This window comes from Vibrio iocasae, from assembly GCF_042245395.1.
Classification (GTDB): domain Bacteria; phylum Pseudomonadota; class Gammaproteobacteria; order Enterobacterales; family Vibrionaceae; genus Vibrio; species Vibrio iocasae.
This window is the reverse complement of sequence record NZ_CP145310.1, coordinates 1,143,346-1,169,630: the sequence shown is the minus strand read 5'-3', so window position 1 is coordinate 1,169,630 and position 26,285 is coordinate 1,143,346. Positions and strand designations below refer to the sequence as shown.

General features: G+C 41.5%; 26 protein-coding genes and 1 pseudogene. 15 read left to right on the top strand and 12 right to left on the bottom strand.

What is annotated here, in order from left to right; all coding sequences use genetic code 11:
* Positions 1 to 361 precede the first annotated feature (361 nt).
* Positions 362 to 1,342 (top strand): CobW family GTP-binding protein, encoded by a 981-nt coding sequence (locus SNR28_RS05295; protein ID WP_375748170.1) that lies wholly within the window; start codon positions 362 to 364, stop codon positions 1,340 to 1,342.
* Positions 1,343 to 1,413: 71 nt separating this feature from the next.
* Here the strand turns inward: SNR28_RS05295 and ylqF are convergent, their stop codons facing one another.
* Complete coding sequence (gene ylqF, locus SNR28_RS05290; protein WP_375748169.1) at positions 1,414 to 2,358, bottom strand: ribosome biogenesis GTPase YlqF; 945 nt, start codon at positions 2,356 to 2,358, stop codon at positions 1,414 to 1,416.
* A gap of 205 nt (positions 2,359 to 2,563) precedes the next feature.
* Here ylqF and SNR28_RS05285 point away from each other — a divergent pair.
* Positions 2,564 to 2,733, top strand: a pseudogene (locus tag SNR28_RS05285) (AlpA family phage regulatory protein); the annotation flags it as partial.
* A gap of 646 nt (positions 2,734 to 3,379) precedes the next feature.
* Positions 3,380 to 6,517, top strand: a complete 3,138-nt coding sequence (ileS, locus tag SNR28_RS05280) for an isoleucine--tRNA ligase (RefSeq protein WP_375748168.1) — start codon at positions 3,380 to 3,382, stop codon at positions 6,515 to 6,517.
* Between the two features lie 152 nt (positions 6,518 to 6,669).
* On the opposite strand, the gene SNR28_RS05275 is transcribed toward ileS, so the two are convergent.
* A complete protein-coding gene (locus tag SNR28_RS05275) occupies positions 6,670 to 7,302 on the bottom strand; it encodes a TetR/AcrR family transcriptional regulator (RefSeq protein ID WP_375748167.1) in 633 nt (210 codons plus the stop codon).
* A 118-nt stretch (positions 7,303 to 7,420) separates the two neighbouring features.
* Here SNR28_RS05275 and SNR28_RS05270 point away from each other — a divergent pair, with 118 nt between their 5' ends.
* Entirely contained in the window at positions 7,421 to 7,858 is a 438-nt protein-coding gene (locus SNR28_RS05270; protein WP_375748166.1) for a DUF2214 family protein, read from the top strand.
* A gap of 61 nt (positions 7,859 to 7,919) precedes the next feature.
* Positions 7,920 to 8,390 (top strand): hypothetical protein, encoded by a 471-nt coding sequence (locus tag SNR28_RS05265; RefSeq protein WP_375748165.1) that lies wholly within the window; start codon positions 7,920 to 7,922, stop codon positions 8,388 to 8,390.
* Positions 8,391 to 9,156: 766 nt separating this feature from the next.
* Here the strand turns inward: SNR28_RS05265 and SNR28_RS05260 are convergent.
* The 3 genes from SNR28_RS05260 to SNR28_RS05250 all read right to left on the bottom strand — a co-directional run bounded on the left by SNR28_RS05260 (position 9,157) and on the right by SNR28_RS05250 (position 10,874).
* Positions 9,157 to 9,354: a serine hydrolase gene (locus tag SNR28_RS05260; protein ID WP_375749902.1), complete on the bottom strand. Its 198-nt coding sequence runs from the start codon at positions 9,352 to 9,354 to the stop codon at positions 9,157 to 9,159.
* Between the two features lie 200 nt (positions 9,355 to 9,554).
* Positions 9,555 to 10,175: an NAD(P)-dependent oxidoreductase gene (locus tag SNR28_RS05255; protein WP_375748164.1), complete on the bottom strand. Its 621-nt coding sequence runs from the start codon at positions 10,173 to 10,175 to the stop codon at positions 9,555 to 9,557.
* Positions 10,176 to 10,217: 42 nt separating this feature from the next.
* Positions 10,218 to 10,874, bottom strand: coding sequence for a TetR/AcrR family transcriptional regulator (locus SNR28_RS05250; RefSeq protein ID WP_375748163.1), 657 nt, complete (start codon positions 10,872 to 10,874; stop codon positions 10,218 to 10,220).
* Between the two features lie 268 nt (positions 10,875 to 11,142).
* Here SNR28_RS05250 and SNR28_RS05245 point away from each other — a divergent pair, with 268 nt between their 5' ends.
* The 5 genes from SNR28_RS05245 (at position 11,143) to SNR28_RS05225 (ending at position 16,879) form a co-directional block, all read left to right on the top strand.
* Positions 11,143 to 12,006, top strand: coding sequence for a GyrI-like domain-containing protein (locus SNR28_RS05245; protein WP_375748162.1), 864 nt, complete (start codon positions 11,143 to 11,145; stop codon positions 12,004 to 12,006).
* Between the two features lie 810 nt (positions 12,007 to 12,816).
* Complete coding sequence (locus tag SNR28_RS05240) at positions 12,817 to 13,995, top strand: hypothetical protein (protein WP_375748161.1); 1,179 nt, start codon at positions 12,817 to 12,819, stop codon at positions 13,993 to 13,995.
* Positions 13,996 to 14,122: 127 nt separating this feature from the next.
* Entirely contained in the window at positions 14,123 to 14,362 is a 240-nt protein-coding gene (locus SNR28_RS05235; protein WP_375748160.1) for an AlpA family phage regulatory protein, read from the top strand.
* A 47-nt stretch (positions 14,363 to 14,409) separates the two neighbouring features.
* A complete protein-coding gene (locus tag SNR28_RS05230) occupies positions 14,410 to 15,876 on the top strand; it encodes a YfjI family protein (RefSeq protein WP_375748159.1) in 1,467 nt (488 codons plus the stop codon).
* A 298-nt stretch (positions 15,877 to 16,174) separates the two neighbouring features.
* On the top strand, positions 16,175 to 16,879 hold the full coding sequence (locus SNR28_RS05225; protein WP_375748158.1) for an inovirus Gp2 family protein: 705 nt from the start codon (positions 16,175 to 16,177) through the stop codon (positions 16,877 to 16,879).
* Positions 16,880 to 16,970: 91 nt separating this feature from the next.
* On the opposite strand, the gene SNR28_RS05220 is transcribed toward SNR28_RS05225, so the two are convergent.
* From SNR28_RS05220 to SNR28_RS05200, 5 genes are all read right to left on the bottom strand, one after another.
* Positions 16,971 to 17,252 (bottom strand): hypothetical protein, encoded by a 282-nt coding sequence (locus SNR28_RS05220; RefSeq protein ID WP_375748157.1) that lies wholly within the window; start codon positions 17,250 to 17,252, stop codon positions 16,971 to 16,973.
* A gap of 182 nt (positions 17,253 to 17,434) precedes the next feature.
* Complete coding sequence (locus SNR28_RS05215; protein ID WP_375748156.1) at positions 17,435 to 17,881, bottom strand: DUF2787 family protein; 447 nt, start codon at positions 17,879 to 17,881, stop codon at positions 17,435 to 17,437.
* A 27-nt stretch (positions 17,882 to 17,908) separates the two neighbouring features.
* A complete protein-coding gene (locus SNR28_RS05210; protein ID WP_375748155.1) occupies positions 17,909 to 18,358 on the bottom strand; it encodes a DUF2787 family protein in 450 nt (149 codons plus the stop codon).
* Positions 18,355 to 18,822 (bottom strand): DNA repair protein RadC, encoded by a 468-nt coding sequence (gene radC / locus SNR28_RS05205; RefSeq protein WP_277822523.1) that lies wholly within the window; start codon positions 18,820 to 18,822, stop codon positions 18,355 to 18,357. Before radC ends, SNR28_RS05210 begins: the two co-directional genes overlap by 4 nt.
* A 386-nt stretch (positions 18,823 to 19,208) precedes the next feature.
* The gene (locus SNR28_RS05200; protein WP_375748154.1) at positions 19,209 to 20,000 is read right to left on the bottom strand and encodes a helix-turn-helix transcriptional regulator; all 792 of its coding nucleotides are present in this window, start codon (positions 19,998 to 20,000) and stop codon (positions 19,209 to 19,211) included.
* A 311-nt stretch (positions 20,001 to 20,311) separates the two neighbouring features.
* On the opposite strand from SNR28_RS05200, the gene SNR28_RS05195 reads away from it, so the two are divergent.
* From SNR28_RS05195 to SNR28_RS05185, 3 genes are all read left to right on the top strand, one after another.
* Positions 20,312 to 20,494, top strand: coding sequence for a helix-turn-helix transcriptional regulator (locus SNR28_RS05195; RefSeq protein WP_375748153.1), 183 nt, complete (start codon positions 20,312 to 20,314; stop codon positions 20,492 to 20,494).
* Positions 20,495 to 20,503: 9 nt separating this feature from the next.
* Positions 20,504 to 21,208 carry a hypothetical protein gene (locus SNR28_RS05190; RefSeq protein ID WP_375748152.1) on the top strand — a complete coding sequence of 235 codons (705 nt, stop codon included), beginning with the start codon at positions 20,504 to 20,506 and terminating at the stop codon, positions 21,206 to 21,208.
* Positions 21,209 to 21,279: 71 nt separating this feature from the next.
* The gene (locus SNR28_RS05185) at positions 21,280 to 21,489 is read left to right on the top strand and encodes an AlpA family transcriptional regulator (protein WP_375748151.1); all 210 of its coding nucleotides are present in this window, start codon (positions 21,280 to 21,282) and stop codon (positions 21,487 to 21,489) included.
* Positions 21,490 to 22,010: 521 nt separating this feature from the next.
* On the opposite strand, the gene SNR28_RS05180 is transcribed toward SNR28_RS05185, so the two are convergent.
* Both SNR28_RS05180 and SNR28_RS05175 read right to left on the bottom strand, forming a co-directional pair.
* On the bottom strand, positions 22,011 to 22,931 hold the full coding sequence (locus SNR28_RS05180; RefSeq protein ID WP_375748150.1) for a diguanylate cyclase: 921 nt from the start codon (positions 22,929 to 22,931) through the stop codon (positions 22,011 to 22,013).
* A gap of 189 nt (positions 22,932 to 23,120) precedes the next feature.
* Positions 23,121 to 24,101 (bottom strand): diguanylate cyclase, encoded by a 981-nt coding sequence (locus SNR28_RS05175; protein WP_375748149.1) that lies wholly within the window; start codon positions 24,099 to 24,101, stop codon positions 23,121 to 23,123.
* Positions 24,102 to 24,393: 292 nt separating this feature from the next.
* Here SNR28_RS05175 and SNR28_RS05170 point away from each other — a divergent pair, with 292 nt between their 5' ends.
* A complete protein-coding gene (locus SNR28_RS05170; RefSeq protein ID WP_375748148.1) occupies positions 24,394 to 24,927 on the top strand; it encodes a PadR family transcriptional regulator in 534 nt (177 codons plus the stop codon).
* A gap of 155 nt (positions 24,928 to 25,082) precedes the next feature.
* Complete coding sequence (locus SNR28_RS05165; protein ID WP_375748147.1) at positions 25,083 to 26,171, top strand: methyl-accepting chemotaxis protein; 1,089 nt, start codon at positions 25,083 to 25,085, stop codon at positions 26,169 to 26,171.
* Positions 26,172 to 26,285 lie beyond the last annotated feature (114 nt).

Below are 26,285 nucleotides of genomic sequence, written 5' to 3'. Positions count from 1 at the left end.
AAGTATTCTAGCACAATCGCTGTCAACAAAAGTTGTTTTTCTGTACTTAAAAAATGCATGAATATCACAAAATAAGTTTTCGCTAATTTTCTTTCTTGCGTTTTGGCGGATAGGGTCCAAACTTAATTTGTAAGGCAAAGGTTACCCATAGACATGGAGGAAAATGAGGCCTTACCTACAATTCGGTTGAGTACATGTAATCAACTCTAAACCTCGTAATTTTCTGGGATACAAGCTTAGATATCCCATACCGCATAACTCACGATTGAGTATCGAGGTATTCAAGGCGTACTGTAAGGGGTACGCCTTTTTGCGTCTTGAGCCATCCTTTTTTATACTCCCCTCTCAAAGGAGTATATCTATGACAAAAAAAGTCCCAACCAATGTAATTACTGGTTTTCTTGGGGTCGGAAAAACAACGACAATTCTCAACATTCTTAAAAACAAACCCGAGAATGAATCTTGGGCTGTTCTGGTGAACGAGTTTGGGGAGATAGGTATTGATGGTGCAATGATGACGGGCCAGGGGGCTATGATAAAAGAGGTTCCGGGTGGATGTATGTGTTGTACAGCTGGCGTTCCTATGTCCGTTGGCATTAACGCGCTACTAAGGCAAAAACCGGACAGACTTATTATAGAGCCAACTGGGTTAGGACATCCAAAACAGGTCATTGCCACGCTGACTTCTGAACAGTATGAACCTTACGTTGATTTAAGAGCTACCGTTGCGCTGGTTGATGCTCGAAATCTATCCGATGAAAAGTATACAACGAACCAGAACTTTAACGATCAGCTTGAAAGTGCTGATGTGATTGTGGCCAATAAAGCGGATCTTTATACAGATAAAGACAGCATTGCGTTTACTCACTGGTTACAGGCTCAGGACCCAGCCAAACAGCTTGCGTTAGAAGTTGAGCAGGGTTGTATCGATCTCTCTGTTCTAGATATGGAAAGTGGTGCAACTAACAATAGTGTCGAGATTGAATCGCACCACCACGAACATGCAGCAATGGAGCCACAGTTCGAGCTTCCTCCTGGTGAATCTTTTATTAGAAAAGAGAGTAAAGGTAAGGGTTACAAGAGCTGCGGGTGGTTATATGGAGCCGAGCTACCTTTCAGTTTTGATGGTCTGTTTGCTTTGTTTATGTCGATACCAGCAGAAAGGGTAAAAGCGGTGGTGAACACGGAAAAGGGCTGTTATGCCTTTAATGTATCGAACGGTGTTGTGTCAGTAAACGAGCTAACACTAGAAGGTTTTGAATCCCGTATTGAGATTATTAACGATCAGGTTTTAGACTGGGATGATATTGAAGCTCAGCTTAATAGTTCGATAAATCGCTAATACTGATATATAAGATAAATGAAAACAAAAATGCCACACATATGTGTGGCATTTTTCTAATTGAGCAAACACTAGCGTTTATTTTTCAGATAGCGTTTGCGCCTTTCTTCTTTCTTCTTAGCTTTTTGTTCCGCTTTTCTGGTTTCTTCTATCTCGACTTCAATAAGCTCCTGAGTGATCATTTCCGGCAGTTCAAGAGTCACAAGACCGATAGTGCCGCTGCGAAGTTCATGGAGCAGAATTTCTGACGCTTTATGAAGATCGATATTGCCACCAGCTCGCAGGCAGCCGCGCTTAACACCGATTGCTTCCATTAGCTCGATTTCTGTCTCAGGAATATCTTCAAGTTGGTAGCGTTCTTGAAGTAGGTTAGGGTACTGCTTAGCTAGGTATTCAACAGTATAGAAAGCCACTTCGTCGTATTCCATAGCTGTGTCTTTTACCGCTCCAGTCGCAGCCAGTCTGAAACCACTGTGTGGGTTCTGAACTTTAGGCCATAGGATTCCCGGTGTATCGGAAAGCACAATACCATTTTGCAGATTGATGCGTTGCTGGCGACGGGTAACCGCTGGCTGGTTACCTGTTTGAGCAATAGTTCTGCCGGCAAGCGTGTTAATGATCGTGGATTTACCAACGTTAGGAATTCCCATAATCATAGTGCGAATGTTTTTACCCATGTTTTCGCGATGCGGTGCAAGCTTGCGACACAACTCAGTGATTTTCTGAACCTCTTGAACATTGGATGTCGTAATAGCGATGGCTTTAACACCTTGCTCTTTCTCCAAATGTTCAATCCAAAGCTCTGTCAGTTCCGGATCGGCTAGATCGCGTTTGTTTAGAACTTTTACGACGGGCTTTTCACCACGGATTTCAGAAATCATTGGGTTTTCGCTGCTAAACGGTATACGGGCATCCAAAACTTCAATAATAACGTCAATTTGTGGAACAGCTTCCTCTATCTCTTTACGAGCTTTATGCATGTGCCCAGGAAACCATTGAATAGAGTTGTTAACCATTTGAAATATTTGCCTTACTAATTTGCTTTGATTTTTTGGGGTACAAAATGGGGTACATAAAAATTTTGATTGTCGTGGCTAATTGATTAACGGTTATTGTACTTTAGATTTGTCGCGGTATCCATTTAACTCATTTGGCGGCTTAAATCATGGATGTAGACAAAAGGACACATTTCCCTAGAGATTTCTATGACTAAAAGAAGTGATGTCATTAACAGGGTTGGGCCGTTCAACTATCCACAAGTTCATGGCAGATTACACAGAGTGTCCTAAAAGGTTCCAATGGATAGACGAGCAGTTGCTTGGGTAGAAATTGAAATTGAGGAATGGATGGAATCACGTCTGAGCATGCGAGATAACACGGAATCTTTTCAGCAACACAAACATCATGGACGCTGGCTAATCAAGTTCATGTGCCCTTTTTCAATGAGAGATAAACAATGAGACAATCAATTTACGTAGAGGTACTACACCAAATATTCAATGCGGTTGTACGCGGAATAATAAATAGCTGATGCCGTTCTATAATATGGATTAGACTAATTCAAGTTGTGCGAACGCATCCAAGTGAACTGAAGTTAAGATCTATGTTATATAGAAAAGAGCTTAGTGCTGTTCGAAAGGTAACTTGCTAACTTCAAGAACGGAGCATAAAAGTGGCCTCAATCCCAACCTCGGGAATACCGCGGCATAAGCTAGCTCAACATGAACACAGGAAAACCACTTTCACCTATGGTAATTGATGAAGATGGGTAATTTCTTTTTAATAAATTACCTATATGGATTAAGTGCTGCCATTACTGAAGTGAAAAAAATCCAAACCCAAATTATAACAAACTGATTGACAAGCAAAACGGTAAGTGTAACCCTGTGTCTATGAATATGACACCTAACTTCCAACGAATTATTATCATCATTTCTTAAGAAATGGTGGGATAGTTAGTGCAACTAAATTTGAGACCCGCCTAAGAGGCGGGTTTTTTTGTACTTACCTCTTAGGATTTTAAGTTAAGAGGTAAGTATGAGTTCGAAACAAAAACAGACATCTCCACCCACGAGTTTTTCTTTTGTGGGTGCTGAACACGACATACTGCAATTCTGGGAAACGTACAGTGTATTCCAGACATCTCTGGAGCAGTCAAAAGATAAACCTAAGTTCGTATTTTACGATGGTCCGCCCTTTGCAACAGGGTTACCTCATCACGGCCATTTAGTGGCCTCCACTATCAAAGACATCATCCCACGTTATCAAACCATGCTTGGACATTACGTTGAAAGGCGATTTGGCTGGGATTGTCATGGTCTTCCTATCGAGCATGAGATAGACAAATCATTGGGGATGTCTGCTAAGGAAGCGGTAGAGAAATTTGGTATCGCCAAATATAACGACGAATGCCGTGGCATCGTACAGCGGTATACACAAGAGTGGGAGAAAACAATAACCCGCCTAGGCCGTTGGGTAGATTTCGATAACGACTATCGAACTCTGGAACCTTGGTATATGGAATCCGTGTGGTGGGTGTTTAAGCAGTTGTGGGATAAAGGCCTGGTATATCAGGGGGAAAAGGTTGTCGCCTATTCCACGGAGCTCGAGACCGTTTTATCAAACTTTGAGGCAACATCGAACTACAAAGATGTTCAAGACCCCGCTATCTCGGTATTGTTTAAACTAGAAGACGAAGATTGTTATTTGGCAGCTTGGACAACGACACCTTGGACTCTACCTTCAAATCTTGCGCTCTGCGTAAATCCTGACTTTGATTACGTTAAGGTGCACGACCATTCTGTAGACAAAACGTTTTGGATTGCAAAAGAGTTATTGGAGAACTTCTCAAAGGGACATTCGGTCGAAGTGCTTTCTGCCATCAAGGGTTCAGAGCTCGCGGGTAAATCCTATACGCCTATCTTTCCTTACTTTGAACAGCACAAAGCTAAAGGTGCGTTTAAAGTCCTCGCGGATACTTTTGTATCGCAGGAGAGTGGTACGGGCATTGTCCATATGGCCCCTGCTTTTGGTGAGGAAGATCAACGAGTCTGCCGTGAAAACGGTGTCGAGGCGAGTGTGTGTCCACTGGATAGCCGAGGTCGCTTTACTGGCGAAGTGAGTGATTTTGCCGGCGTTTATGTGAAAGATGCAGATAAATCGATAATCCAGGCCATTAAGGACCGAGGATTATTGTATCGGCATGACACCTTAATGCACAGTTATCCTTTTTGCCCCCGTTCTGATACGCCAATCATCTATCGAACGGTACCTTCATGGTATATCGGTGTAACCCAACTGAGAGACAAACTTGTTGAAAACAACCACCAGATCAAATGGGTGCCAGAACATATCCAGCAGGGTCGAATGGGCAAATGGCTGGAAAATGCGATTGATTGGGCGGTTTCAAGAAACCGATACTGGGGAACGCCACTGCCTATCTGGATAAACGATGTGACAGATAAACCATACTGTGTCGGATCTATCGAAGAGCTGACGTCTTTAACCGGGGCTCAAGTTGAAGACTTGCATAGGGATCATATCGACCATTTGACTTTTACTTTAGCCGGAGAGGATGGTGTGTATCGCAGGATACCGGAAGTCTTTGATTGCTGGTTTGAGTCAGGCTCAATGCCCTATGCGCAGGTTCATTATCCATTCGAGAACAAGCAAGAGTTTGAAGCAAACTTTCCTGCATCGTTTATCGCCGAAGGGGTGGATCAGACTCGAGGATGGTTCTATACCTTGCAAGTGTTGAGCGAGTGCCTGTTCGGTAAACCTGCTTTCACTAATGTCATTGTTAACGGCATTGTGATGGCAGAAGATGGTAAGAAAATGTCTAAGCGGCTAAAAAATTACACGGCTCCCGATATTCTGATGGAACAGTACGGTGCCGATGCGCTGCGATTGTATCTGATCAATTCTGGTCTGGTAAAAGCCGAGGAACAGAAGTTTTCTGATAAAGGCGTTCAGGAAATGGTCAGGCAGGTGCTGCTGCCTTGGTATAACGGATTTAAGTTCTTTAAAACCTATGCTGATATCGACGGATGGAAAGTTGATGACTCAACCCCGAGAAGCAACGTACTTGATCAGTGGATTGTTTCTCGTTTGGAAAGTCTGAAAGAAAAAGTGAACGCTGAAATGCAGGATTACCACTTGTATGAAGTGGTACCACCATTGTTTGAGTTTTTGGAAGATTTAACCAACTGGTATATCCGTCTGAACCGTTCTCGTTACTGGCAGCCAGATATGAGTGAGGACAAGGAGAGCGCTTACGCCACACTCTACTATTGTTTAAACACGTTTACGACGTTAGTGGCGCCGTTTGCCCCTTTTTTATCCGAATTCATTTATCAACAGCTCAAAGAGTATGACAAGAATGCAGAAAGACCATTATCGGTGCATTTGTGCCGTTATCCTCAAACAATCGGAGAACTCAAGTTGCCTGAGCTCGAGACAAGTGTTCAGAGTTTTCAACATTTGATCATCATGGGGCGTCAGATGAGAAACGATATTAAAGTTAAGCTCAAAACACCCTTAAGTCAGGCAACGATATTGCACCGAGATAAAACAGTGTTGGATGACATTCAACGTTTGTCTGATTACATAAAGGCAGAGCTTAACTTTAAGTCCTTAAGTTTTAGTGCAGAGGAAGGCAAATTTATCGACCTTTACGCGAAGGCAAACTTTCCAGCACTGGGGAAGCGCCTGGGTAAGCAAATGAAACACTATGCGAGCTTGATTGCTAACCTTGCACCAGCTGATATTGACCAACTTCAGCAAGTGGGGTTTGTAGACATTGATGGACAACGCTTTTCCGAACAAGACATTATTATCTACAGAAAGGCGAAGGAGGGGGTAAACGCGGTTTCTAACCGTTATATCTCTATGGAGTTTGAGCCTAACCTCACAGAAGAGTTGGTTGCAGAAGGGATGATTCGAGAGGTGGTAAGTCGTATACAGAAACTGAGAAAGTCCTCTGGTTTTGGTGTGACGGACAAAATCTCTGTCTCTGTGAATACTTCAGGTTCAGTTAAGCGATGGATAGAAAAGCATCTGGAATATCTTCAAACAGAGACTTTAGCAACCCATGTTGACTTTGAGTTACCTGAAAATATGGGTGAGCACCATGTGCTGGAAATGGGGGAGCTAAGTATTTCAGTCGCAAAATATTAAAGTTGATTAGAATCTACAACAGGAAAAGTGCGGCGTCTTAGAAATGCGCCGCCTTTTATTGCGCTTGTCAGTAACGTTAGTGGGCAAGTTTAGGTAGATGTTTTTCAGTCTGTATCTCTATGTGGTACTAAGAGTCTAAAAAACAAGGTTTATTAAAGTTCATTGCTCCCAAAATTGATCAGTCCCTGGGTAAAAATTTTCGTTGACTGCTCAATTATATCTGAACTATTTAGCGACTGAACTTCAGGATTTGCCGACAATTTATTCTCTATGAGTAATACGCTTAGCCCTTGAACTAATGCCCATGCTGATATTGATGCGATTAACCCGTCTGCTCCTTCCTGATTTTTACTCGCTTGAACGTTTGCAACAGCATCACGAAGAACCTGGAAAGACTGTGAAGAAACGGTTTGTAGAGCAATAGATTCAGACGTGGCTGATTGCTGCATATCGAACATTAGTTTAAACAGCGCTGGGTTAGATAGAGCGTACGTCACATAGCCCTTACCAATTGCCTGGAGATGGTCTGAGGGAGTTGAATAGGAGGCACTGCTTTTTCTCATGCTGTTTAATAGCCCGTGAAAACCATCCGCCGCTAACGCCTCTAGCAACGCCGTCTTATCTTTGAAATGTGAGTAGGGAGCATTCTGGCTTACGCCGACTTCTCTAGCTATTCTACGAAACGTAATAGAATTAATACCCTCAAGTTCCAATAACTTATGTGCTGCTTCTAATACAGCCTCTCTAAGGTTTCCATGATGGTAGTTTTTTTTTCTTGTCGCCATATCATTCAACTCTAGAAACAACTAATAAACAGTATTTCATCACACAAACTTGACAGTGTACAGTTTGCCGTTACAATTTAATCTGTACATTGAACAGATTGATGGTGTTGAGGGTGGTATGATAGTAGAAATCACAGTCAGGTATATTCACTTTTTGAGCATACTTTCTCTAAGTTTCTTTTTGGTATATCAGAACTTATCGTTATCAAAGAAACTTAAAGGTCGCCAGCTTAGAAAGTTAGCTGTGATTGATGCGCTATACGGTGTGAGTGCCTTAGCTGTTTTAGTCAGCGGACTATCCCTTTGTTTCTTTGTAGGAAAGCCAAGTTATTTTTACATCAACAATATCGTTTTTCATTTTAAGCTTGGTTTGTTTTTGCTTGTTGCTCTCGTGTCAGTAATGCCTACAGTTTTCTTTTTTAAAAATCGGAAGTTTACTGAATACGAAAAAGCAGTTCCGAACAAAGTTATACTTTTCAAGCGACTAGAACTCTTTTTATTGTTGCCAATTCCTCTTCTCGCTGCATTGATGGCTAGAGGAGTGGGGTACACATAAAAACTGACACTAGAGATCGTAATAATCGATATTAAACACTGTATTAATTCAGGAGGGAGATATGGTAACGCCATTAATTATTCTTTTACTGCTATCCACTCCGTTGGGTATCGCCTTTGTTTATTCGAAGTTTAGGAACATGCCCTTGAATGTTAGAATATATGCCTGCTGGGGGCTAGGAATAGCCTTCATATTCTTTAGTGTAGGGCATTTTGTTCAAACAGAGGGTATGGTTGAAATGTTACCAACCTGGATTCCTTTCCGGTTGGGGTTGGTCTACCTGACAGGGGTGATTGAGTTTTTTATCGGTATCGCTCTTTTTATACCGAGGTATCAGCCCCTAGCTGCAAAGGCTGCAATTATAGCTTTTGTTGTCTTCTTTCCAGCAAACATTTACGCAGCTATCAATAGCATTGGTCTTGGTGGACATCAATGGGGGCCTGTTTACTTGTTAATACGCGGCCCACTGCAAGTTATACTAATTGCATGGGCATACTTTCTATGCATGAAAGGTCAAAACAAGTCGATTTAATCTTTACATGTTGTGAAGAGCAAAATCATCGCAACAATTCGAGTAATAACCATAAAAATTGCGTCTGCACTCAGGTGTAAAATGTAATTCATGAGATGATAAGGTTTAGTCCATGCCCCCTAGTAATAAAGCAAGGTGTCCTGTTTGCAACAGTTTCCATTTATCAACCATTTTTCGTATACCAGTATGGGGAGCAGATGAAGAAGAGTTGCACGTAATTTGTAACGATTGTGCATTCTCAGTTCCTTTGTATTCTTGGACATCTAATCTGGATGCACCAAACAACAACAATGATATGTCTCTTGAAGATAGCGATTGAATCAATGTAGGCTAATACATAGGTAGTTAAAAATTGTATTGATTACATGGGCTTCCACAATAGGTAACTACAAATGCGTGCGACAGTGCGAGATAATTGAGATGTAACACATCATAAGAAAACACTGCGTCCAGTAAAAAGAATTATAGATAATTTCAACTAAGCCATCCTTGCTGAAGATATCGAATCAGTGTTGAAATGATTTCTCCCTAAATATAGCTATGACTTTAGTAATGTTTTTAACTACTTAATCTAATTTTGTTATAGGAAAAGTCGATTCTTTAATTGTGTGATTCTTAGAGATAGTTTCAACTTTCTTAGCTGAAGTCGAGCTTGTAATTCTGCTCTTGGAATCTCTCTTTCCATATCAGACAATGTTGATATACCTCTTCAGTTCAGGTTTTATACGGTAAAGGTGTGTTACTTCATCTCAGCGAAGATAGAGAGTTAAATCGGTAGGCCCTCCAATACGCTGTTAACGGCTGTATTATCACTTTTGGCCATTATTGCTTCTCGCATCTTCATTAAAGATAATTCCTTACCTACATATTTTGCAGTTATAGGAGACCAAGGAAGCAGTGCTTCATCGGTTATTGTCGTCGTGCCTTTCAGAGCTATCTTTTTAAGCTCAGTACTCCTTAGTATTTAGCATAGGCTAAAGTTTAAAAAGTGCCTAACATAGAGGAGTTATAGCTCCAGTGTTCTCCTGCCTGCGTATTGAGAATGACGATACCAATTGAACTTCAACAAGTCGCTCTGATTCTCCCAAGTACTCTGCTGAAACTTTAGTTGTCGATAATAAGACCAATAAAACTGTTGGTCGTACTAGTCTCAAGGTCTTCATATTATTTGGTGGCCAGTCCGATCACTTTTTGGTGATGAGCAGGCTGTTTGGCTTCATCCAATATGAATTGAGCGACGGCTCCACGAGATATAGAACGCCCTCCTTTTGGCATGATATTTTCGTATACCTTTGCCTCTTCACTCACTTTATTGTTTAAGAAACCTAGGCGAACAACCGTCCAATCAAGAGCAGAGGATTGAACAATGTGTTCCATTTCTGCTGCATGGCGAACATTATTCCTGGCTATTGTTCCCAATGCTTTATCTACTAATGTATTTCTTGGAAATAGCAATGCTGTTGAAGTCACAATAAGTCTAGCCACCTCAGAGCCCCTCATTGCATCAACGATGGCTCTAGTCCCTTCAGAATAGATTTTACAAGCTACCTGAGTAGGGGTACGAGGACCTAATGTAGATATGACGACATCATGACCATCTACAATTTCTTTCAATGTATTCGCATTACAAACATCACCAACATATACGTTTAGCTTAGAGTGCGTGATGTCAGCTAATCGATCCTCAGTACGCACTAATGCAGTGATTGAATCCCCTGCACTTAAAGCGCGAGCAATTATCTCCCGGCCTGTTTTACCGTTCGCTCCTAATAAGAGTATTTTCATCGAAATCACCTAATTTAGTTAAATAACGTTACAGATAAGACATTAATCCTGGTTTTTTTTTAGTCGAGCTTCAAAACCATCGAGTATCATGTTCAGTGTCACTTCAAATTGATCGCTACAATCTTTTTTATCAACATGATATTGCACATGTTCGACAAAATAGGGAATTGACTTGGTATCCTTAACCCAATTAAGAAATTCGGCCGCAAAAGACTGGGCTTCATCCGGTTTTACCGGAAATCCAATGGCATGCAGTGTGAAACCTTCTATATGAACAACAATGGCATGATATGCGTCGCAAGCTAATGGAATTGAGAAGCCGGCTTCTCTAAGCGTTCTCAGTATTGCTTCAAACCAAACAAGCTTATTAGGGCCTAGCTCTTGTGTTGACCAAATAGTGTTTACCCATTGGTGTTTCATCAATATTTGATGAGCGGATATTGAGGTGTGTGTTATCGCCTCTCTCCAGTGAATATCTGATGTCGGTTGTTCAATTTTTGACGCAACCCAATCCACCATTGCATCGAGTAAATCTTCTTTGTTAGAAAAGTAGTGATAGAGTGACATTGGGCCAGTATCTAAAAGAGTGGCTAGCCGACGCATATTTAAGCTTTCAATTCCATTCTCATCGGCATATTTCACTGCAACTCGAAGGATACGCTTTCTAGACAGTGGTTTTTTTTTGCTTGTTTTCTTCAAGATGGCGTTCTCTTACTGATGTACTATGCATGGTACAATGTACTATTTTTGGTACATTGTACCAAATCATAATTAGGCATGTCAGATATTGCAAATGAAATAAAGTTCTATTGAGCGAATGTTTAGTTGAACACGTATTACTACCGGTCGAAAATACCTTCTTGGATTGTTCAATAATGAATCGCTCATTAATTCGCAATCTCAATCAGGTCAAACCTTTTTTTTCCAAGTATGATTCGTACGATTTCTAAGTTGAGGGAGAATGAGAATGAGCGTTAAGCTACGTCATGAACGGCAGGTAGTAAAAGTATGTAACTTTATCGATCGAAACTTAGATGAAGAGTTGTGTCTTACACAGTTGAGTAATATTGCCGCTACTTCAAAATACCACTTTCATCGTATTTTTAAGTCGTTTATGGGGGTCAGTACGATGCAATATATCTTGTTGGCTAGAATGAAAAGAGCATCTTTCAGACTGGCATTTGAACAAAAGTACAGCATCACAGATATCGCTTTTGAAGCGCATTTTGAAAGTCTGGAAGCTTTCTCCCGCGCTTTCTCTAGGACATTTGGTCAATCCCCGACCCAGTTTAGAAATCAACCTGAGTGGCGATTCTGGCACTCTAAGTACAGTTTTCAAGCACCGATAACAGGAGAAAATATAATGAATGTTCAAATCGTTGATTTCGAGAAAAAGGAGGTTGCGATGATAACACATATCGGCAGTCCCCAGCTCGTGTACGAGACGGTAGCAAAGTTTATAAGTTGGAGAAAATCCACAGGTTTATCCCCGATTAAAACCAGTGAGACATTTGGAATACCTCATAGTGATCCTAGTGATTCACCCGAAGATGAGTTTGAGTTCGATATATGTGGTTCGCACAAAGGTGATGTTCCAACCAACGATTATGGAATCAAATCTGGAATAATACCAAGTGGTAGGTGTGCTTTGGTTACCCACAAAGGAAGTCATGACACAATTGGCGATAGCGTGCAATATTTGTATAAAGTATGGTTGCCAGAGAGTGGGGAGAACGTACGAGACTTTCCTTGTTTTTTTCGTTACTTAAATTTTGTTCATGACGTAGATGAGTGTGATTTAGCAACCGAGGTCTATTTGCCTATAATTTAGTAAGTATTGATTGATGTGGTCAGCCAGCTAATGCTGACCATCGCATATACATTAATCATGTGGGTGATTGGTGAACTGTTTTGCTTGGTCACCGATTTCAAACCAGTTTGGCTTTTCGGATACAAACTCTTTAATTGATCAACAACGCCTTAACAGCTAGGCAACTTTCAGAATACTATGATTCTGCCAGCCATTTTTCATAAATAGCTATGATTTAATCAGAAATAATAAAAAGTGAGAGTAAGATAAGCTGCCATGAGTACTTTTCAATAGATCTATTCCAATAAATATGTGAAGGAAAAATATATAGGACTTGGAGTAAGTAGACGAATGCTTCTGTCGGAATTCCGTGTACAGCCGATTTCTGGCTTTATAAATCTAGGGGGAATTTTAACATAATTTATCGATCTCTAGTTGAATTGGGTTGTTTTAAAATAAAAGCGAATCAGAAGTTGGCAGTATTTTTTATGCTATCTCCCAACCTTGAATAAAAGGAACCTGTCATCGCGGTTAGGAAATGGGAAAATGCCCATTTTCGTAAACCTATGCCGTTATTCAACGGCAATGTCTAATCTTGCTTTGGGGTGCTAAAAATGATCTGAGTGACAAAAGTTATCGATATGGACGAATCGGTATATCTATATTTTTGCCACGAAGTTTGATGGTGCGCTTTATGATTATGGCCTTTTAATATGCGTTCTCCTCAGTGAGCAGATTTGTCGGAGATCTTAATGTGTATAAAGAATTGAGCTCCGTTACCGAAGGGGCTTATAGTCATAAAAATGACTAGTTTATGAACCAAGTAACACAATGCGCATGCTATTCTTGCTATTAATAGCAGAAATAGAAGCTTATTGGGAAAGGTTGAAGGGCAAAATGACTGAATTTAACAGTAAGTGTTACCGGTTGAGCGACATTGAGCCAGCACATTCAATAGTTGAAAAACTTAAAACTTGTTTGATTAATGATATCTCAGTTTTTATAAGAGTGCCAAGTGGTGTTCGTGTATGGGTGATTGATCCAAAACTTGATCAGCTTACAGTTAAAGATGTAATTTTATCACAGGGTGATTACATTAATCGAAGTAGGATGCATAGACACTTTTATGGCACGTTAGAATTTTTGCATGGTGAGCCTAAGATACGAACAACTACAATGATTTCGTCGACGTTAATAGATAATGTCGAGTATCTTAAAATATATAGAAGTGATATGGAAGTCGTTCTAGATAATGGTGAGTGTACAACTAACAGGTTTAATGGTTTTATATGTAGAAATATTAAAATTGGAGGGAATATAAAAGATTTAAAGGATGGGTATATAGCGGCTTATGGTTATATACATGAGTTTGATAACTTTTATGGAAATAAAAGTACAATTCGACTTTTCCCGGTTGAAGATACTCAAACGGTTTTATGTTCTCCTGCTGTAATAGCAAAAGGTGAATTTAACTTTCCTATTGGCTACATAGAATACAGCTCTTTTTCTTTGTCAGATCTACACATTCAAGAAAGTAGTATTCCTGTTCTCATGTTAGGAGATTCTGCTTATAAGAGCAGTAGATACTATCTTGAACCAAAATTCCATGTGTCGAGTTCATTTTTAGAGCTCTCTAAATCTGGCTATTACCTGTATGATAAATATTTATCCAGCGTGTCGGGTGGTGTGTCTGGATATTTAGCAAGAAATTATCCATTGAGCTTTAAAACTAAAAAGCTACAAGAGGCTGGAGGATTTTTAATAAATCCAAAACCGCAGATAAAAAATTCTGGGCAAAAAAAAGTCGAAGGTTGTTTCTTCCCGTATTTAAAAGAAGTGTTTAATCAGCATTGGTTGCCACTTGAGCTTCCAAAAGGTAGTGATCTTAAGCAAAAAAGGGAAGACGTGATCAACGACTTACTGCGACTTGGGATGAGCAACTATTATGCAGAAGCCGCCGAATTCATCATCAGGCCCGATCAATACAAGAAAATTAAAAAAAGTTCTTAGGAGCCAGAGCCCCTTATTTTTAGGGGGTTTTAGCCTTTTACCACATCAAAATTTTCGTAGAGCTCCTCTACAGTCCAATCGTGTTGTGCGCTTTACTTCTCCTTGAAACCAAGCAAAGGAGAAGTTTATGCCACATGCCCAATCCCAACTTTTTACACCTCGGGTTTTTCGACTCAGAGATGTCATGTCTGTTACCGGTCTTTCTCGCTCTACGATTTACGATAAACAAAACACCGATTCACCGCGTTATGACCCAAGCTTTCCCAAGAAAATTCATCTAGGAGCTAGGGCTGTTGGCTGGATGGGCGATGAAATCATCGCATGGGTGGATGCAATGAGAGCACAGCCTATCAAGGGAGGTGAGTGATAAGAAAGCTCAATTATATTGTCAAAAGATAAGCATAGGATTTGTCTATGAGTAGTATCAATCATCAATTTCCGGTTGACTGTAATGTTTCGCCAACCATATCACAATCCAAAAAAATAACTGCCGCATACAATGAAGTTGTAATGGCGACACAAGCCCCTGAGCCAATGGTTTATCTCACTACCCTAAGCGCTGTTGCAGTAGCGGTACAAGGTATCCTCAACGCAGAGATGCCCACGGGAAAAGTCGTCCCAACTTCAATTATGGCACTGTCTATCGCAGGCTCTGGAGAAAGAAAATCATCTGTCGAAAACAAACTTACGAAGGGAATCAAATCATTTTATAGGGACAGTCAAAAAAGGTATCAAAAGCAACGAAAGGAGTATGAAATCAGGTCTGAGCTTCATGAAAGGAAAACAGCTCAACTAAAGAAATCGATCAACCAGGATGATGAAGATCAAGTTGACGAAATGTTGGTGAGAATACTTCAGCATGAAGAGCGAGCACCAAAAACGCCAAAACTCCCTTTACTTACATTCGAAGACAGCACTTCTGAAGCCCTAGTTAGCGCCATGAATGAACATACTCCCAATGGGTATCTGGGGTCGAGTGAAGGCGGTGTGCTGCTAAATGGTAGAGTCATGTCTCGTACACCGGCCCTCAATTCTATTTGGAGTGGAGATGATGTCACCGTCAACAGAAAATCGTCGGAGTCGTTCACTATAATCGAGCCTAGACTCACGATGAATGTCATGGTGCAGCCAAATGTCGTCGAAGACTATATTAAGAAAACAAATGGAAATGTTCGGGGAAATGGCCACCTATCTCGTTACTTGGTCTGTGCGCCAGATTCAAACTGCGGTTTTAGGTATAACCATGGCATAAACTACAGTGAGGATAATCTGGAGCTCTTTAACGATAGGATTTATGAGCTCTTATCTCAGGCCGCTGAACTATCAGACTATAAGGATAAAATAACGGTAAGTTTGAGTGACGAGGCAAAAAAGTATTGGTATGCCATAGCAAATGACATCGAAGATAAAATGAAACCCGGGGGGATTTACGAATATGCCAGAGATCATGCATCCAAGCTTGGTGAAAATATTGTAAGGCTGGCTGCTTTAATTCATTACTTTGATGAGTCATCTCAAGAAAAGATTTCCTTAGATACGCTGGTTGAAGCAACCGAGCTGGTGGCTTACTTTTCTGATGAATTTATGAAGGTGTTCGCCTGTCCACCCAAATATAAAACAGACGCAGAGAATCTATTCCGGTGGTTCGCCACTTACGCTGACTCGGGGGTTAGGTATATCAAAAGAAACAACATCTTGCAATTTGGCCCATCTGGTACAAGAAAAAAAGCAGATCTTGATCTGGCATTTGAGTATTTAAAAACAGGGGTCAATGTCAAAGAAATTGTTATAAATCGAACCAGGATTATTGATTTATACCCAGATCAGGATATGGACACAGATAGATTGAGAAAAGATTTGTTATGTGAGGTTGTTTTATAGGTTGATTCTCGTTGTTCTATAAAGTTTTTATGTGAGTGGTTTTTGACGTTGAATTAATGATTTTATTTCTTTGTTGTCAAGAATGTACGTTATTTTATTGCTTTTTGAATTTTATTAATTTCGGTTTGGTAATATATGAAGTAATAGTTATTTATTTATGTGTAATTAATATATATTAATATAATACATAGTTAATGTATAGTAATAGAGATGTATTAACTAAAAGAGAGTATAGTATTAGTAATATATATTAGATGAATAGAGTGACTGTATTAGTGATATTTATTGGTTGTATCGTATGGACAATATCAACAAACAATATTTCCCTGAAGCTTACGAATGTTTGGAGTATCAAGGACTAGATGTATTGCCAGGATACTTAATGGTCGAAGAGTACTTGGCCACGACTTTGCGTGTGCTAGAGTTGGCCACCAGCCACTATACTAGAGTGTGTGTCTCACGATTTGACCTTCGATTACCCGAGCGGCTGGATTGTCCTGACTTTCCTTCTGAGTATGATACAGGGCTTATAACGGAGTTCATTCTTTCACTTAAAAGCCAAAACCGTGCAAGGTGCAAGCGCAAAAAAAAAGAAGGGAAGTTGTTGCATGAGAGCAACATACGTTACGTATGGGCAAGGGAAATCCATCATTCTAATCAACCCCATTACCATGTTGCTTTGTTGGTCAATAAAGATGTCTATCGAGGGTTCGGTAATTATTTATCGGATAAAGAGAGCTTAGGAGGAATGATTATTGAAGCTTATGCACGAGCTTTGCAACGTCCAGCAGAAGAGATTGGTCCGCTTGTCAATTTTGCAACGGGTAGTAGCCGGGACGAGCGCAATGAGAATGACGATCCACCAGTGTATTACCTGGATAAGAATTCTCCTGAGTTCCAGCAGCAACTTAATATGGTGTTTAGGCGATTAAGCTACCTATGCAAACTGGAAACCAAACCCTACGGTAACAAAGGGAAAAATTTTGTTGGGAGTCGGTATTAAGTAAGAATGGTGTGAACATCAAAAGTCGCAATATTGATTTTAAACGGCAAAAAAAACAGGTGCCATCATGGGCACCTGTATGCGTTAGGCATTAAAGACCAAATTCAGTCTTGAGTGCCTTGTATTCACTTTCTATAGACTGTTTCACCAGCTGTCTACGTGCTTCGATAGGCGCACGGTCACTTAGCTTGTGAGCATGCTGTTCAATGTGGCTTAGCTCTTCCTTGTACCAGGTATCCAGTACGATGTTGATCTGCGCCTGAGTCAACGTTTGTTTGATGCTAGCAACACTCAGCTGAGTAATCGGATCCGCAGCAGACACGTTGGAGGATAACATCAGTAGTGCTGAAGAGAGGATAGTTGAAAGTTTCATAGTCGTTTCCTTATTGATTAAACCAGCGATGTTGAAGCTCGCTGTGTGATTTCAGAAAATGTAATGGTTGATGTGGCAGTAGCTGCCGTTTGAAAGAGGTGATGTCAGGGAGTTGAGAGATTCGGCAAAAAACGCCTTTTTCTCTATAATATGCATTTCAAATACAGTTGAATCAGATTGGGTCAGTTGACGGTCACTTTGATTTCATCAAATGCTTCCATATCCAGGTAAGTTAGGAAGTTCTGCTCCCAGGTTCGGTACAGTTCGATAAAACCTGAGCTGTCCAGGCTTTGCCAACCAATTCCTGTCGCAAAAGCCATGTTGTTCCCAATATCGAAGTCAATATCTCGCTCAAGCTCTGGGTAACCCAAACCAAAGTACGCAAAGTCGGTGATGTAGCTGATACACCACTTATCTTTAGCTCCCTTGAGGATGGAAACTTCTACCGGATGAAAGCCACCCTCTTGCGCATTGTAGCTGGTATCTTTGAAGTTGAGTGTTAATGAATGAGCCGTGTCCAGTTCAGTTTGGATGACTTGATGGCTGATGGCATCGTGAAATTTCGATGAAACGGGTAGGGCACAGGTCTGAAACTGCAGGCTCTGTTCCGCTGGAATATTTTTGTCCATAAATTGATCCTATGTTATGAGAAGTGGTTAAGCGGTCTTAACCGAACCATTGTTGATGCTAACCAGGGTTGCCTGGATATCATCGAAGCTTCGTTGTTTGAACTGCTGCATCAGTGTTCGTTCGTATGCCTGATAGAGCTCCTTAACCTTTGGCTGGTGGAGCTCGCACCGCTTTATATCTGGCTGATAAAACCAGCTTCGTAGAAAGTTGAAGTAAAGCTCTACATCAACGTGTTCTGCTGTTTCATCCGGATACGAAAAGCTGGCGATAAACACGATTCGCCATTGCATCGCTTTTGACTCACTGGCTACTCTTTCCAGCTGGATTTCGACTGGGTGAAATCCGGCTCTGGTTTGGTAGTAACTGGTGATACGAAAGTTCAGTGCGATACGTTTGGCGTGCTCTGGAATATCTAGCAGGCTAATGAGTTGCTGAAGATAGTTAACCAGGGTGCTATGTGGTGTTGTCTTACTCATATCAGACCTCGCTCTGCAAACGAGACACAGGTTTCCCCAACAACAAAGTGGTCCAGTACCCGGATATCCACCAGAGCAAGGGCGTCGGATAGCCGTTGAGTGATACGTTTGTCTTGTGTAGAGGGCTCAGCTTCTCCAGAGGGGTGATTGTGAGCAAAGATGACAGAAGCCGCATTGGTTGTTAAGGCTAACTTAACCACTTCTCTTGGATAGATACTGGCTGCATCTATCGTGCCGTAGAACAGTTCGTTGTACTCGATTAATCGGTTCTGATTATCCAGTAACATGACGGCAAAAGTTTCCCTTTCCAGGCCTCCTAATTTGTATCGTAGAAACTCCTTTACTTTCTCAGGGCTAGAATAGGTGTCGCCACGCAGATAGGTATCTGCAAGAATCTCAGCGGCCTTTTCTAGTATTTGCTTAGCGCAGGTAGGTAGTGCAAATTCATAATCATTGTTGGGCATGCGTCCTCCTTCTTATCTGTAGGGCAATGCACCAGAATGATATGTATGTGAAAAAGTTTTAAATCGAATGAACAACTTAAAAGAAAAGGGGAGACCGTCGTCTCCCCTCCCTTATGCTCCAGGCTGAATTAGAACCTGGGGCTGTTTGTGATACAACGAATACTGGTTGAGCGGGGCTGCCTTCCCCTATCACCGTGTCACTTTTCGCTTTGGAGTTAATAAGCAAAAAAGCGCGATGGCAAATTTCAGCACAGAGAATCGCTAAACCAACACCTTTGTCGATATAGCATTCATGACGTGCTTTACCGAACAAGAGGCAAAAGGATATGCCTGTACAAGCACATTGATGCTAGCACTTATAAAGGCAATACATGCCGGAAGATTGCTCAACGGAGGTTGATGGAGGAGTCCATCGAACGTTTCAGGTAGGTATGGTTATTCAACGGATTCGCTTCGTTTATGTTGTATCGTTTGAGGTCGAAATTGGTTGGGTAGGTGAAACTGTAGGTAGAAACATGCAATCGCTGAATCTGGTTTAGTGGAATATGTTCTATATCCGGTTTTGATTTGCTCTGATAAACCAAATACAAGATATTTTCAAACGCCAGTAGACCAAGTGGCATTGCCTCAAAGGGTTCGTTCTTCATCTCTGTAGTGGTTTCAATGGTGAGACTGATCTTACGACTGTGATACAGAGCAATACACAGGTTTTCGAAAACGCTGCTTTGTATCTCCTGCAAGGGCGTGGTGCTGGTGGAATGGATATGGACCTTCGTTGGAGTGAGTAAATCCATTTCTTCATTAAGTGGCGCATATTGAATCATGGCTTCCGTGAAGGTGGACTCAACCGCACTCATGATTTCTTTTGGCAACACCTGCCTTAACTGCTCTTCGGCCAGTGACAGTATGATCGCTTCTCTAGCTCCTACCGTGCGCTTGTTGTTGCTTCTGCGTGAATAGCCATACGGCTTATCTCGGGTGTCTTTCTCTACGTCAAAATAACGCACTAACACATCCAGGTTACGCTGGATGGTACGGATATCCCGCTCCAGGTTTATCTCTTTTAGCTCAGCCTGCAGTTCGGAGGCGGTTATTTTGCGTCGGACTGGGATTTGTTTATACAGCTCGAAGGCAAACGAGATGCCATCAGCAATACTGGGTTTTCGATGTTTTGCCATTGTTGTTCTTTCACTTATTTCAGGCAAAGCAAGGCTCTACCCATGAGCCTTGCAGGCAGGGTATGAAATGCTATGCACGGAGTTGATTAGGGACAGGTTCGCAGATGAACCGGAGCTGGATGCCGGATGCGGTATGGTGAAGTGACGTTGTGTAGTAGGGCTCCTTAATATCAGTAATACTCACCAGGATATTAAGTATCTGAAATGCTTTTATTTTAAGTGGGAGTCGCTCTCATGGCTGATTTGGATCTCGGGAGACGTTTGTGGACAAAAAATGCCTATTGTTATGAATCGAAAGACATGAGGTGTTTATGAAAGGAATACGATTGCCGGAACTAACGAGCCGCATAGGCTTATCTAAATCGCAGGTTTATAAGATGTGCAGAAGAGGCTCCTTTCCCAAGCCAATGAAGCTTGGTCCAAGAGCGGTTGCATGGGTAGAGGAAGAAGTTAACCAGTGGATGTTATCTAAAATCCACCAGCGTGATTCTTAAGGAGGATGTATGGACTACCGTATCGTTTCAACTAAGCCAGAACACAGTAGTGCCAAAGGTTATACCGCGCCGGTATTTGATAGCTTTCCCGTGGCTACTGACCTCTATGAATTAAGTCATGCGGCTTTGCTTCGATTATCTGAGAGGTTAAGGCGATATCATCATCAACGACCAAAGGTTCTAATGGTTAGGGTAAGTCTGGCAGGAGTACCTGCAGGAGGGATATCAGAAACCGAACATATCAATCGTTGGATGTATCTACTGCAGAGGAGAGTAAATGTTGAATTAGACCGTCCCCCTTTTAATAAAAAAGAGTGCAAGTTAAATGCATTTTCAAAGTATGAAGAACTTGGTGATGGGGGGGCTTGTTATCGGGTTGCGGTGCTTTTTGATCTGAAAGCCTTTGATGACGTAGATATGGAAGATCTTCCAGACAGAATCCGTTATTGGATGGGAGAATCTTGGTCACAAGTGGTAAAACAATGGATTAGTACGATCCACAACTATGTCGCATTTTCAGATATCGATAACTTCATTATCCTGGATGAAAATACACTTGAGGGTCACGCTAATAAGCAAATAGCTTTTTATTACCTTAGTCAGTTAACTGAACGACAGTACACGGGGACTTTATCTCAGTACTCGACCTTCCAGCATCATCGTACACGCATCAATCAGTGTCCGACGAGGCAATATGCTACGCCATTTCTATAGTCGCTGAGGGAAAGGCGTCGCTTCTCCCGACTCGACGTTTGACAGTATTTAATGAGTAGCGAGAAACAACTATGCGATTTTTTCGAATTGAAGAAGTAAAAGAAAAGACGGGTCTTAGCCGTTCAAGTATCTATAGTTTTATCAAACAAGGTCGTTTCCCGAAGCAGATCAAGCTTGAGGGCAGAACCGTATGCTGGTTGGAAAGTGATATCGATGAATGGCTAGGGCTGAGAAGAGGGAAATTTGGTTACGTTGATAGAATTTTCCATAAGGTTGGCTAATGAGGTATCTATAAATGCTAGTCTTTGTTTAGGGCAGAGTCGATGACCAAAAATGGGCCAAAGGATAAGTGTTAGTTGTTAATTGTTTAGAGGCTATGAGATAAGATTGACGCACAATTGAATAAAGGATTAGGGAGCTTATTGGGATCACGGTTTTTAAAGGTCTATGACTGTTCTGAATGTGTTTTGGATTAGTCTGGACTGAATCTATAAGAGCTGAAACAACGATGTAACTAAATCTGATAGATTGCTCTATCGCACCTTTGCCCCTTTCTAAGCTAGCGAGATTCTCGACCGATAAATTTCGCCAGAATTAGCCCAACTTTTCCTAATATCAGACGAAAAACTACTGGTGAAAGGTTTTGGACAATTATGTCCATAAGTACAAACCGTTTAACCTCTGAAATATCGAATTATTATGCAGACAAAGTTTTACTTCAATGTCTTAGCTTACGCAAAGTGTATCTGGTAGATGTGTATTACATTGTCGTTTAGCCTACTGATTGTCAGCAAGCTTTCAGTTATATTTTGACAGTGACTCGATTTCTGCCGTTTTGCTTAGATTCGTATAAAGCTGCATCCGCTTTATGAAACACAGCACTTTGATCTGTATCTGAACTTAATATTTGGCTAACGCCAATACTCACCGTGATATGTGTTGTTTCACCAAAAAATGAAAAGCGCTGTTCATCGATTCTACTTCGAATCCGCTCTGCCACATGTTGTGCATCATTCAGGTCAGTATAGCCAAGTAAAATACCATACTCCTCTCCGCCCAGGCGGCCAATGCTATCCGTTTCTCTGGCTTCTTCAACTAATATGTTGGCCACCGATTTGATTACTTCGTCTCCAAACGGATGTCCAAACTTATCATTCACATCCTTGAACTTATCGATATCAATCAACAACAAAGTGGTATATGTTCCATGTCTCTTACGACACGCAAAACATTGTTTTGACTGATTGCGAAATGCTCGTCGATTCAGCAGTTCTGTAAGGTCATCATGCTCTGAAAGTGCTTTGAGGTGTTGTTTTAGTTCATAACTATCAGTGGTGTTTCTGGCAATCCATATGACAGCGTTTTCACCCTTATGACGTTGGTTTAGTGGATGTACTCGTCCCTCATACCACTGTGTCTTCGTTGGGATAATCGCATCTGGTAACACGGGAAATTCTTGAGGGGAAAAACTGTACAAATAGTTTTGAGTCTTGCCAGAAGATAGCGCTTTAGATATCACACCGACATACTCATTGGCCTGCGCATGACTCATAATATCAGAGAGAGATTTACCGACAAGCTTGCCCGAATTGCAATGGACATTGGTATCCATTCCACCAAATACGTCTAAGAAAACACCGGACTCGGACAGGATAAAGACTCTGTCTGGTAAGGTGTTCAATACCGCAGCAAGCTCGGGACAGCTGCATGGTCGATTTTCCATTCGTTAGTTCCAGAGTATTTTAGTTGTATTTTTAATCGTTCTAAATTCTAGAAAGTGTTACTCACTCTTGTCAAACCACGCTGCCCTCGTGTTAAAAATACTAGGGGTTACATTAGAAAGCTTAGAAGTAGAGCGGTATGATGGTGGATACCTAAAAAGGCATTTAAGCCTATTTAGGTCACCGTCTAATTATGTCGGCTCTCGACTAAGCTCGTCTCGATTTTTTTGGAAAGGCATGGGTTGATATAACGTCACTTTATTTTTTCCCGCTTGTTTAGATTGGTACATTGCATTGTCGGCTCTGCGAAGTATGTGGGTCGCAATATCATCACTGCTATCAAATGTTGCTACGCCAACACTTGCTGTTACTATGAATGTCTCATTTTGGAAATAGAATGGGGCGTCTTCAATGGACTTCCTGATACGTTCACCAAGCTTAAAAGCTTGATTTTCATCGGTTTGAAGAGATATCACAGCAAACTCTTCCCCGCCAATTCGGGCAAAACAATCAAACTCTCGAAGCTGAGTCTGACCAACCCTAGCGATATGCTTAAGCACTTCATCTCCGGTAAGGTGACCAAGTCCGTCATTGATGGCTTTAAAATTGTCAATATCTAGCATAAGAACGCATGTTTTTTGTTTATGTCTCTTATAAACCTGATAAGCCTCGTTGAGCCGGTTGAAAAAGGCACGACGGTTCATTGCGCCTGTCAGCTCGTCGGTTTCAATCAGCGCTTCCAACTGGCATGTGCGCATTCGTTGCTCGGTGATATTTTTAGCTACCCATATCACCAACAAATTTCCTTGGTGTGTACAGTTAATCGGTATGGCTTTTCCTTCATACCAGACCATCTCATCTGTTCGTTTCTCTTTCGGGTAGATATAAAAATCCTTAAGCCGAAAGCTGTACCTTAAAGTCTGGGGTTTATTGTGCAAAATGGCTTCTTTTGCAGTGGACAGTATGTTGTTGGCCGTCTTTTTGTCATGAATGTCATAGATTGATTTACCAATCCATACACTCTGCTCTATAGGAAAGGGGCGTTCAGAGTCTTCAAACACATCCACACAAACCCCGGATTCTGTCGCGACAAATATATGCGCAGGGGTTGCAGAGGCGATTTGTGAAAGGTAGCCAGCGTTTCTTTGGTATATGTTTGTTTCGGTACCCATACTCATTTACTGATGACAACGAATCTTAGTGGTAGTCCGAGTCATACTCTGGTTTAGAGTAAAACATCCATTTATCAATTAAGCATAGTACAAACCCCATCTACTCTCTATAAAGTAATGCCGTTCCTAATTCGTTAAACAATCAAACCTTCTATTCTAAGACGCTTATTTCTCAATGACCTGTGGCCAACAGGGGTTGTCTGCATTCACCATATTGTGAGTGTGGTCAATACATATAGGCAACCAGTAGTCTACGTTTATCTCACAACCATGAAACTTGTTATCAAATACCATGACCTTACAAGCAATGATCCTTTCTTTAATCAAACAAAATACCTCAGGACTAACAGGGTATGAAATTAGTCTGACACTCAACACCAGATTGAGCCATATATGGAAGGCCAGCCACCAACAAATTTACCGAGAGCTGAAAGTATTAGTAGAGTCTCAACTTATCTTAAAAAAAACGGAACGACAAACGAGTAAGCCTGACAGGCATCGATACACGATAACAAAAGATGGCTGTAAAAAACTTGAAAAACTCTCGCAGCAATCAGTCCCCCTTCCAGCTGTGCGTGATTCGATGTTGGTCCAACTGTACGCTCTGGATAATGATAAAGAGATGCAACGCTGTGTATTGTCTGAATACCACCGTTGTTGTATCGCCTATAAAAGCGAACTCGAAAATACGCTCTTGACGATGAAAGATCGAGAACAGCAGGGTATCACTGAGCTTCTGTGTATCGACAAAAAAATAATGGAAGTGGAATGTCAAATTCGTTGGGCTAGCCGTTGGATTGAAGAGCTGTCTGAAGGGAAACGCTGAATTTTCTTGCTGCTTGATATACTTGAAGAGACTTCTTTTGCACTCTAGGGCGTGACGAATATGAGGGGCGTCTTATATTTGAGGGGTGAATATATGTATACTGACATATAGTTAAAGCGTAATACTATAACAAAAGCTTTTAAGGCAAGGTGACTATGTTTGGTTCAAGAAAACTGGCTGTTGAAAATCAAGTGTTGAAAGATGAGTTGTCAAACCTCAAAAGCCATTATCAGGCTGAAATTGATGCGCTGAAAGGCCAACTCAGTGAGGTTAATGAGCGAGCAGATACCGAAAAAGCGCATTGCAATATGGGCACCCAACTCATGTCAAGCAGCCTGCAAGGCGGTACGATGTTAGATGCCATTCGGGGTGGCCTCGCAGAGAGCGCAGAGTCATTATACACAGAGAATAAAGAGCTCAAATTACTGGATGAGATGTTCGACCAGACGCATCAAGCACTGGCAAGACTGGAAACCAGAGCCGACAAGATTGGAGAGCAAGCCACAAGTAGCACGGAAGCGGTGGGGGTTCTCGACACTACGGTGAATTCAATTAGCGCGCTTGTTTCTACGATTCAAGAAATTTCGGACCAGACAAACCTTCTAGCGCTCAACGCGGCTATTGAAGCGGCTCGCGCCGGAGAAGCTGGCAGAGGCTTTGCTGTGGTTGCTGACGAAGTGAGAACGTTAGCCGGAAAAGCCCATGATGCGAGTGAACAAATAAACGGTCTGGTTAAACAAGTGCTTGACCAGGTTGGTGCCATTAAAATCACCATCGATGAAAACCAGGTATGTGCAGAAGAAGTGTCCGCCTCATCTGCGCAAATTGGTAGTATTGTCAATGAAGTCATTGTGAAGTCTGAGCATATGCAAGGTGTGATTCAAGTTGCGTCGACTCGGGCTTTCTTAGACACCGTAAAACTGGACCATGCGGTCTGGAAAAACAACCTTTATACCCTTTTAGAGAAGCAATCGTTTAATGAGCCTGTTACAGACCATAAATCATGTCGGTTGGGGAACTGGTACTACAACGGCGATGGCAAATACTATCAACATCTCCGAAGTTTTCAGTTACTTGAAGAGCCACACCGTTTGGTGCATGAACATGGTATGGCCGCCATGAAATCAGGGGCAACTCAAAATAACCACCATCTGATACGGTCAGTCAATGCAATGGAGAGCGCGAGTGAGCAAGTGGTGCACCGATTAGATGACCTAATGAGAGAGTTTATATCATCAAAATAAGATAGCGCTAAATGGGGATTGATGAGGCATCGTTCTGTAACTCATGGGGTAAACCATAAGAATACGGAGTCAGTTACTCGAATTGAGTCAAAGATGTGCATAGGGAGGCATGAT

Coding starts and splice junctions, on each gene's coding strand:
- ileS (WP_375748168.1), top strand. CDS start 3,380: ATGAGTTCGAAACAAAAACAGACATCTCCACCCACGAGTTTTTCTTTT.
- ylqF (WP_375748169.1), bottom strand. CDS start 2,358: ATGGTTAACAACTCTATTCAATGGTTTCCTGGGCACATGCATAAAGCT.
- SNR28_RS05210 (WP_375748155.1), bottom strand. CDS start 18,358: ATGAGTAAGACAACACCACATAGCACCCTGGTTAACTATCTTCAGCAA.
- SNR28_RS05175 (WP_375748149.1), bottom strand. CDS start 24,101: ATGGGTACCGAAACAAACATATACCAAAGAAACGCTGGCTACCTTTCA.
- SNR28_RS05240 (WP_375748161.1), top strand. CDS start 12,817: ATGCGCATGCTATTCTTGCTATTAATAGCAGAAATAGAAGCTTATTGG.
- SNR28_RS05275 (WP_375748167.1), bottom strand. CDS start 7,302: ATGGCGACAAGAAAAAAAAACTACCATCATGGAAACCTTAGAGAGGCT.
- SNR28_RS05165 (WP_375748147.1), top strand. CDS start 25,083: ATGTTTGGTTCAAGAAAACTGGCTGTTGAAAATCAAGTGTTGAAAGAT.
- SNR28_RS05185 (WP_375748151.1), top strand. CDS start 21,280: ATGCGATTTTTTCGAATTGAAGAAGTAAAAGAAAAGACGGGTCTTAGC.
- SNR28_RS05230 (WP_375748159.1), top strand. CDS start 14,410: ATGAGTAGTATCAATCATCAATTTCCGGTTGACTGTAATGTTTCGCCA.
- radC (WP_277822523.1), bottom strand. CDS start 18,822: ATGCCCAACAATGATTATGAATTTGCACTACCTACCTGCGCTAAGCAA.
- SNR28_RS05220 (WP_375748157.1), bottom strand. CDS start 17,252: ATGAAACTTTCAACTATCCTCTCTTCAGCACTACTGATGTTATCCTCC.
- SNR28_RS05235 (WP_375748160.1), top strand. CDS start 14,123: ATGCCACATGCCCAATCCCAACTTTTTACACCTCGGGTTTTTCGACTC.
- SNR28_RS05265 (WP_375748165.1), top strand. CDS start 7,920: ATGGTAACGCCATTAATTATTCTTTTACTGCTATCCACTCCGTTGGGT.
- SNR28_RS05255 (WP_375748164.1), bottom strand. CDS start 10,175: ATGAAAATACTCTTATTAGGAGCGAACGGTAAAACAGGCCGGGAGATA.
- SNR28_RS05245 (WP_375748162.1), top strand. CDS start 11,143: ATGAGCGTTAAGCTACGTCATGAACGGCAGGTAGTAAAAGTATGTAAC.
- SNR28_RS05180 (WP_375748150.1), bottom strand. CDS start 22,931: ATGGAAAATCGACCATGCAGCTGTCCCGAGCTTGCTGCGGTATTGAAC.
- SNR28_RS05295 (WP_375748170.1), top strand. CDS start 362: ATGACAAAAAAAGTCCCAACCAATGTAATTACTGGTTTTCTTGGGGTC.
- SNR28_RS05215 (WP_375748156.1), bottom strand. CDS start 17,881: ATGGACAAAAATATTCCAGCGGAACAGAGCCTGCAGTTTCAGACCTGT.
- SNR28_RS05225 (WP_375748158.1), top strand. CDS start 16,175: ATGGACAATATCAACAAACAATATTTCCCTGAAGCTTACGAATGTTTG.
- SNR28_RS05195 (WP_375748153.1), top strand. CDS start 20,312: ATGAAAGGAATACGATTGCCGGAACTAACGAGCCGCATAGGCTTATCT.
- SNR28_RS05170 (WP_375748148.1), top strand. CDS start 24,394: ATGACCTTACAAGCAATGATCCTTTCTTTAATCAAACAAAATACCTCA.
- SNR28_RS05200 (WP_375748154.1), bottom strand. CDS start 20,000: ATGGCAAAACATCGAAAACCCAGTATTGCTGATGGCATCTCGTTTGCC.
- SNR28_RS05190 (WP_375748152.1), top strand. CDS start 20,504: ATGGACTACCGTATCGTTTCAACTAAGCCAGAACACAGTAGTGCCAAA.
- SNR28_RS05270 (WP_375748166.1), top strand. CDS start 7,421: ATGATAGTAGAAATCACAGTCAGGTATATTCACTTTTTGAGCATACTT.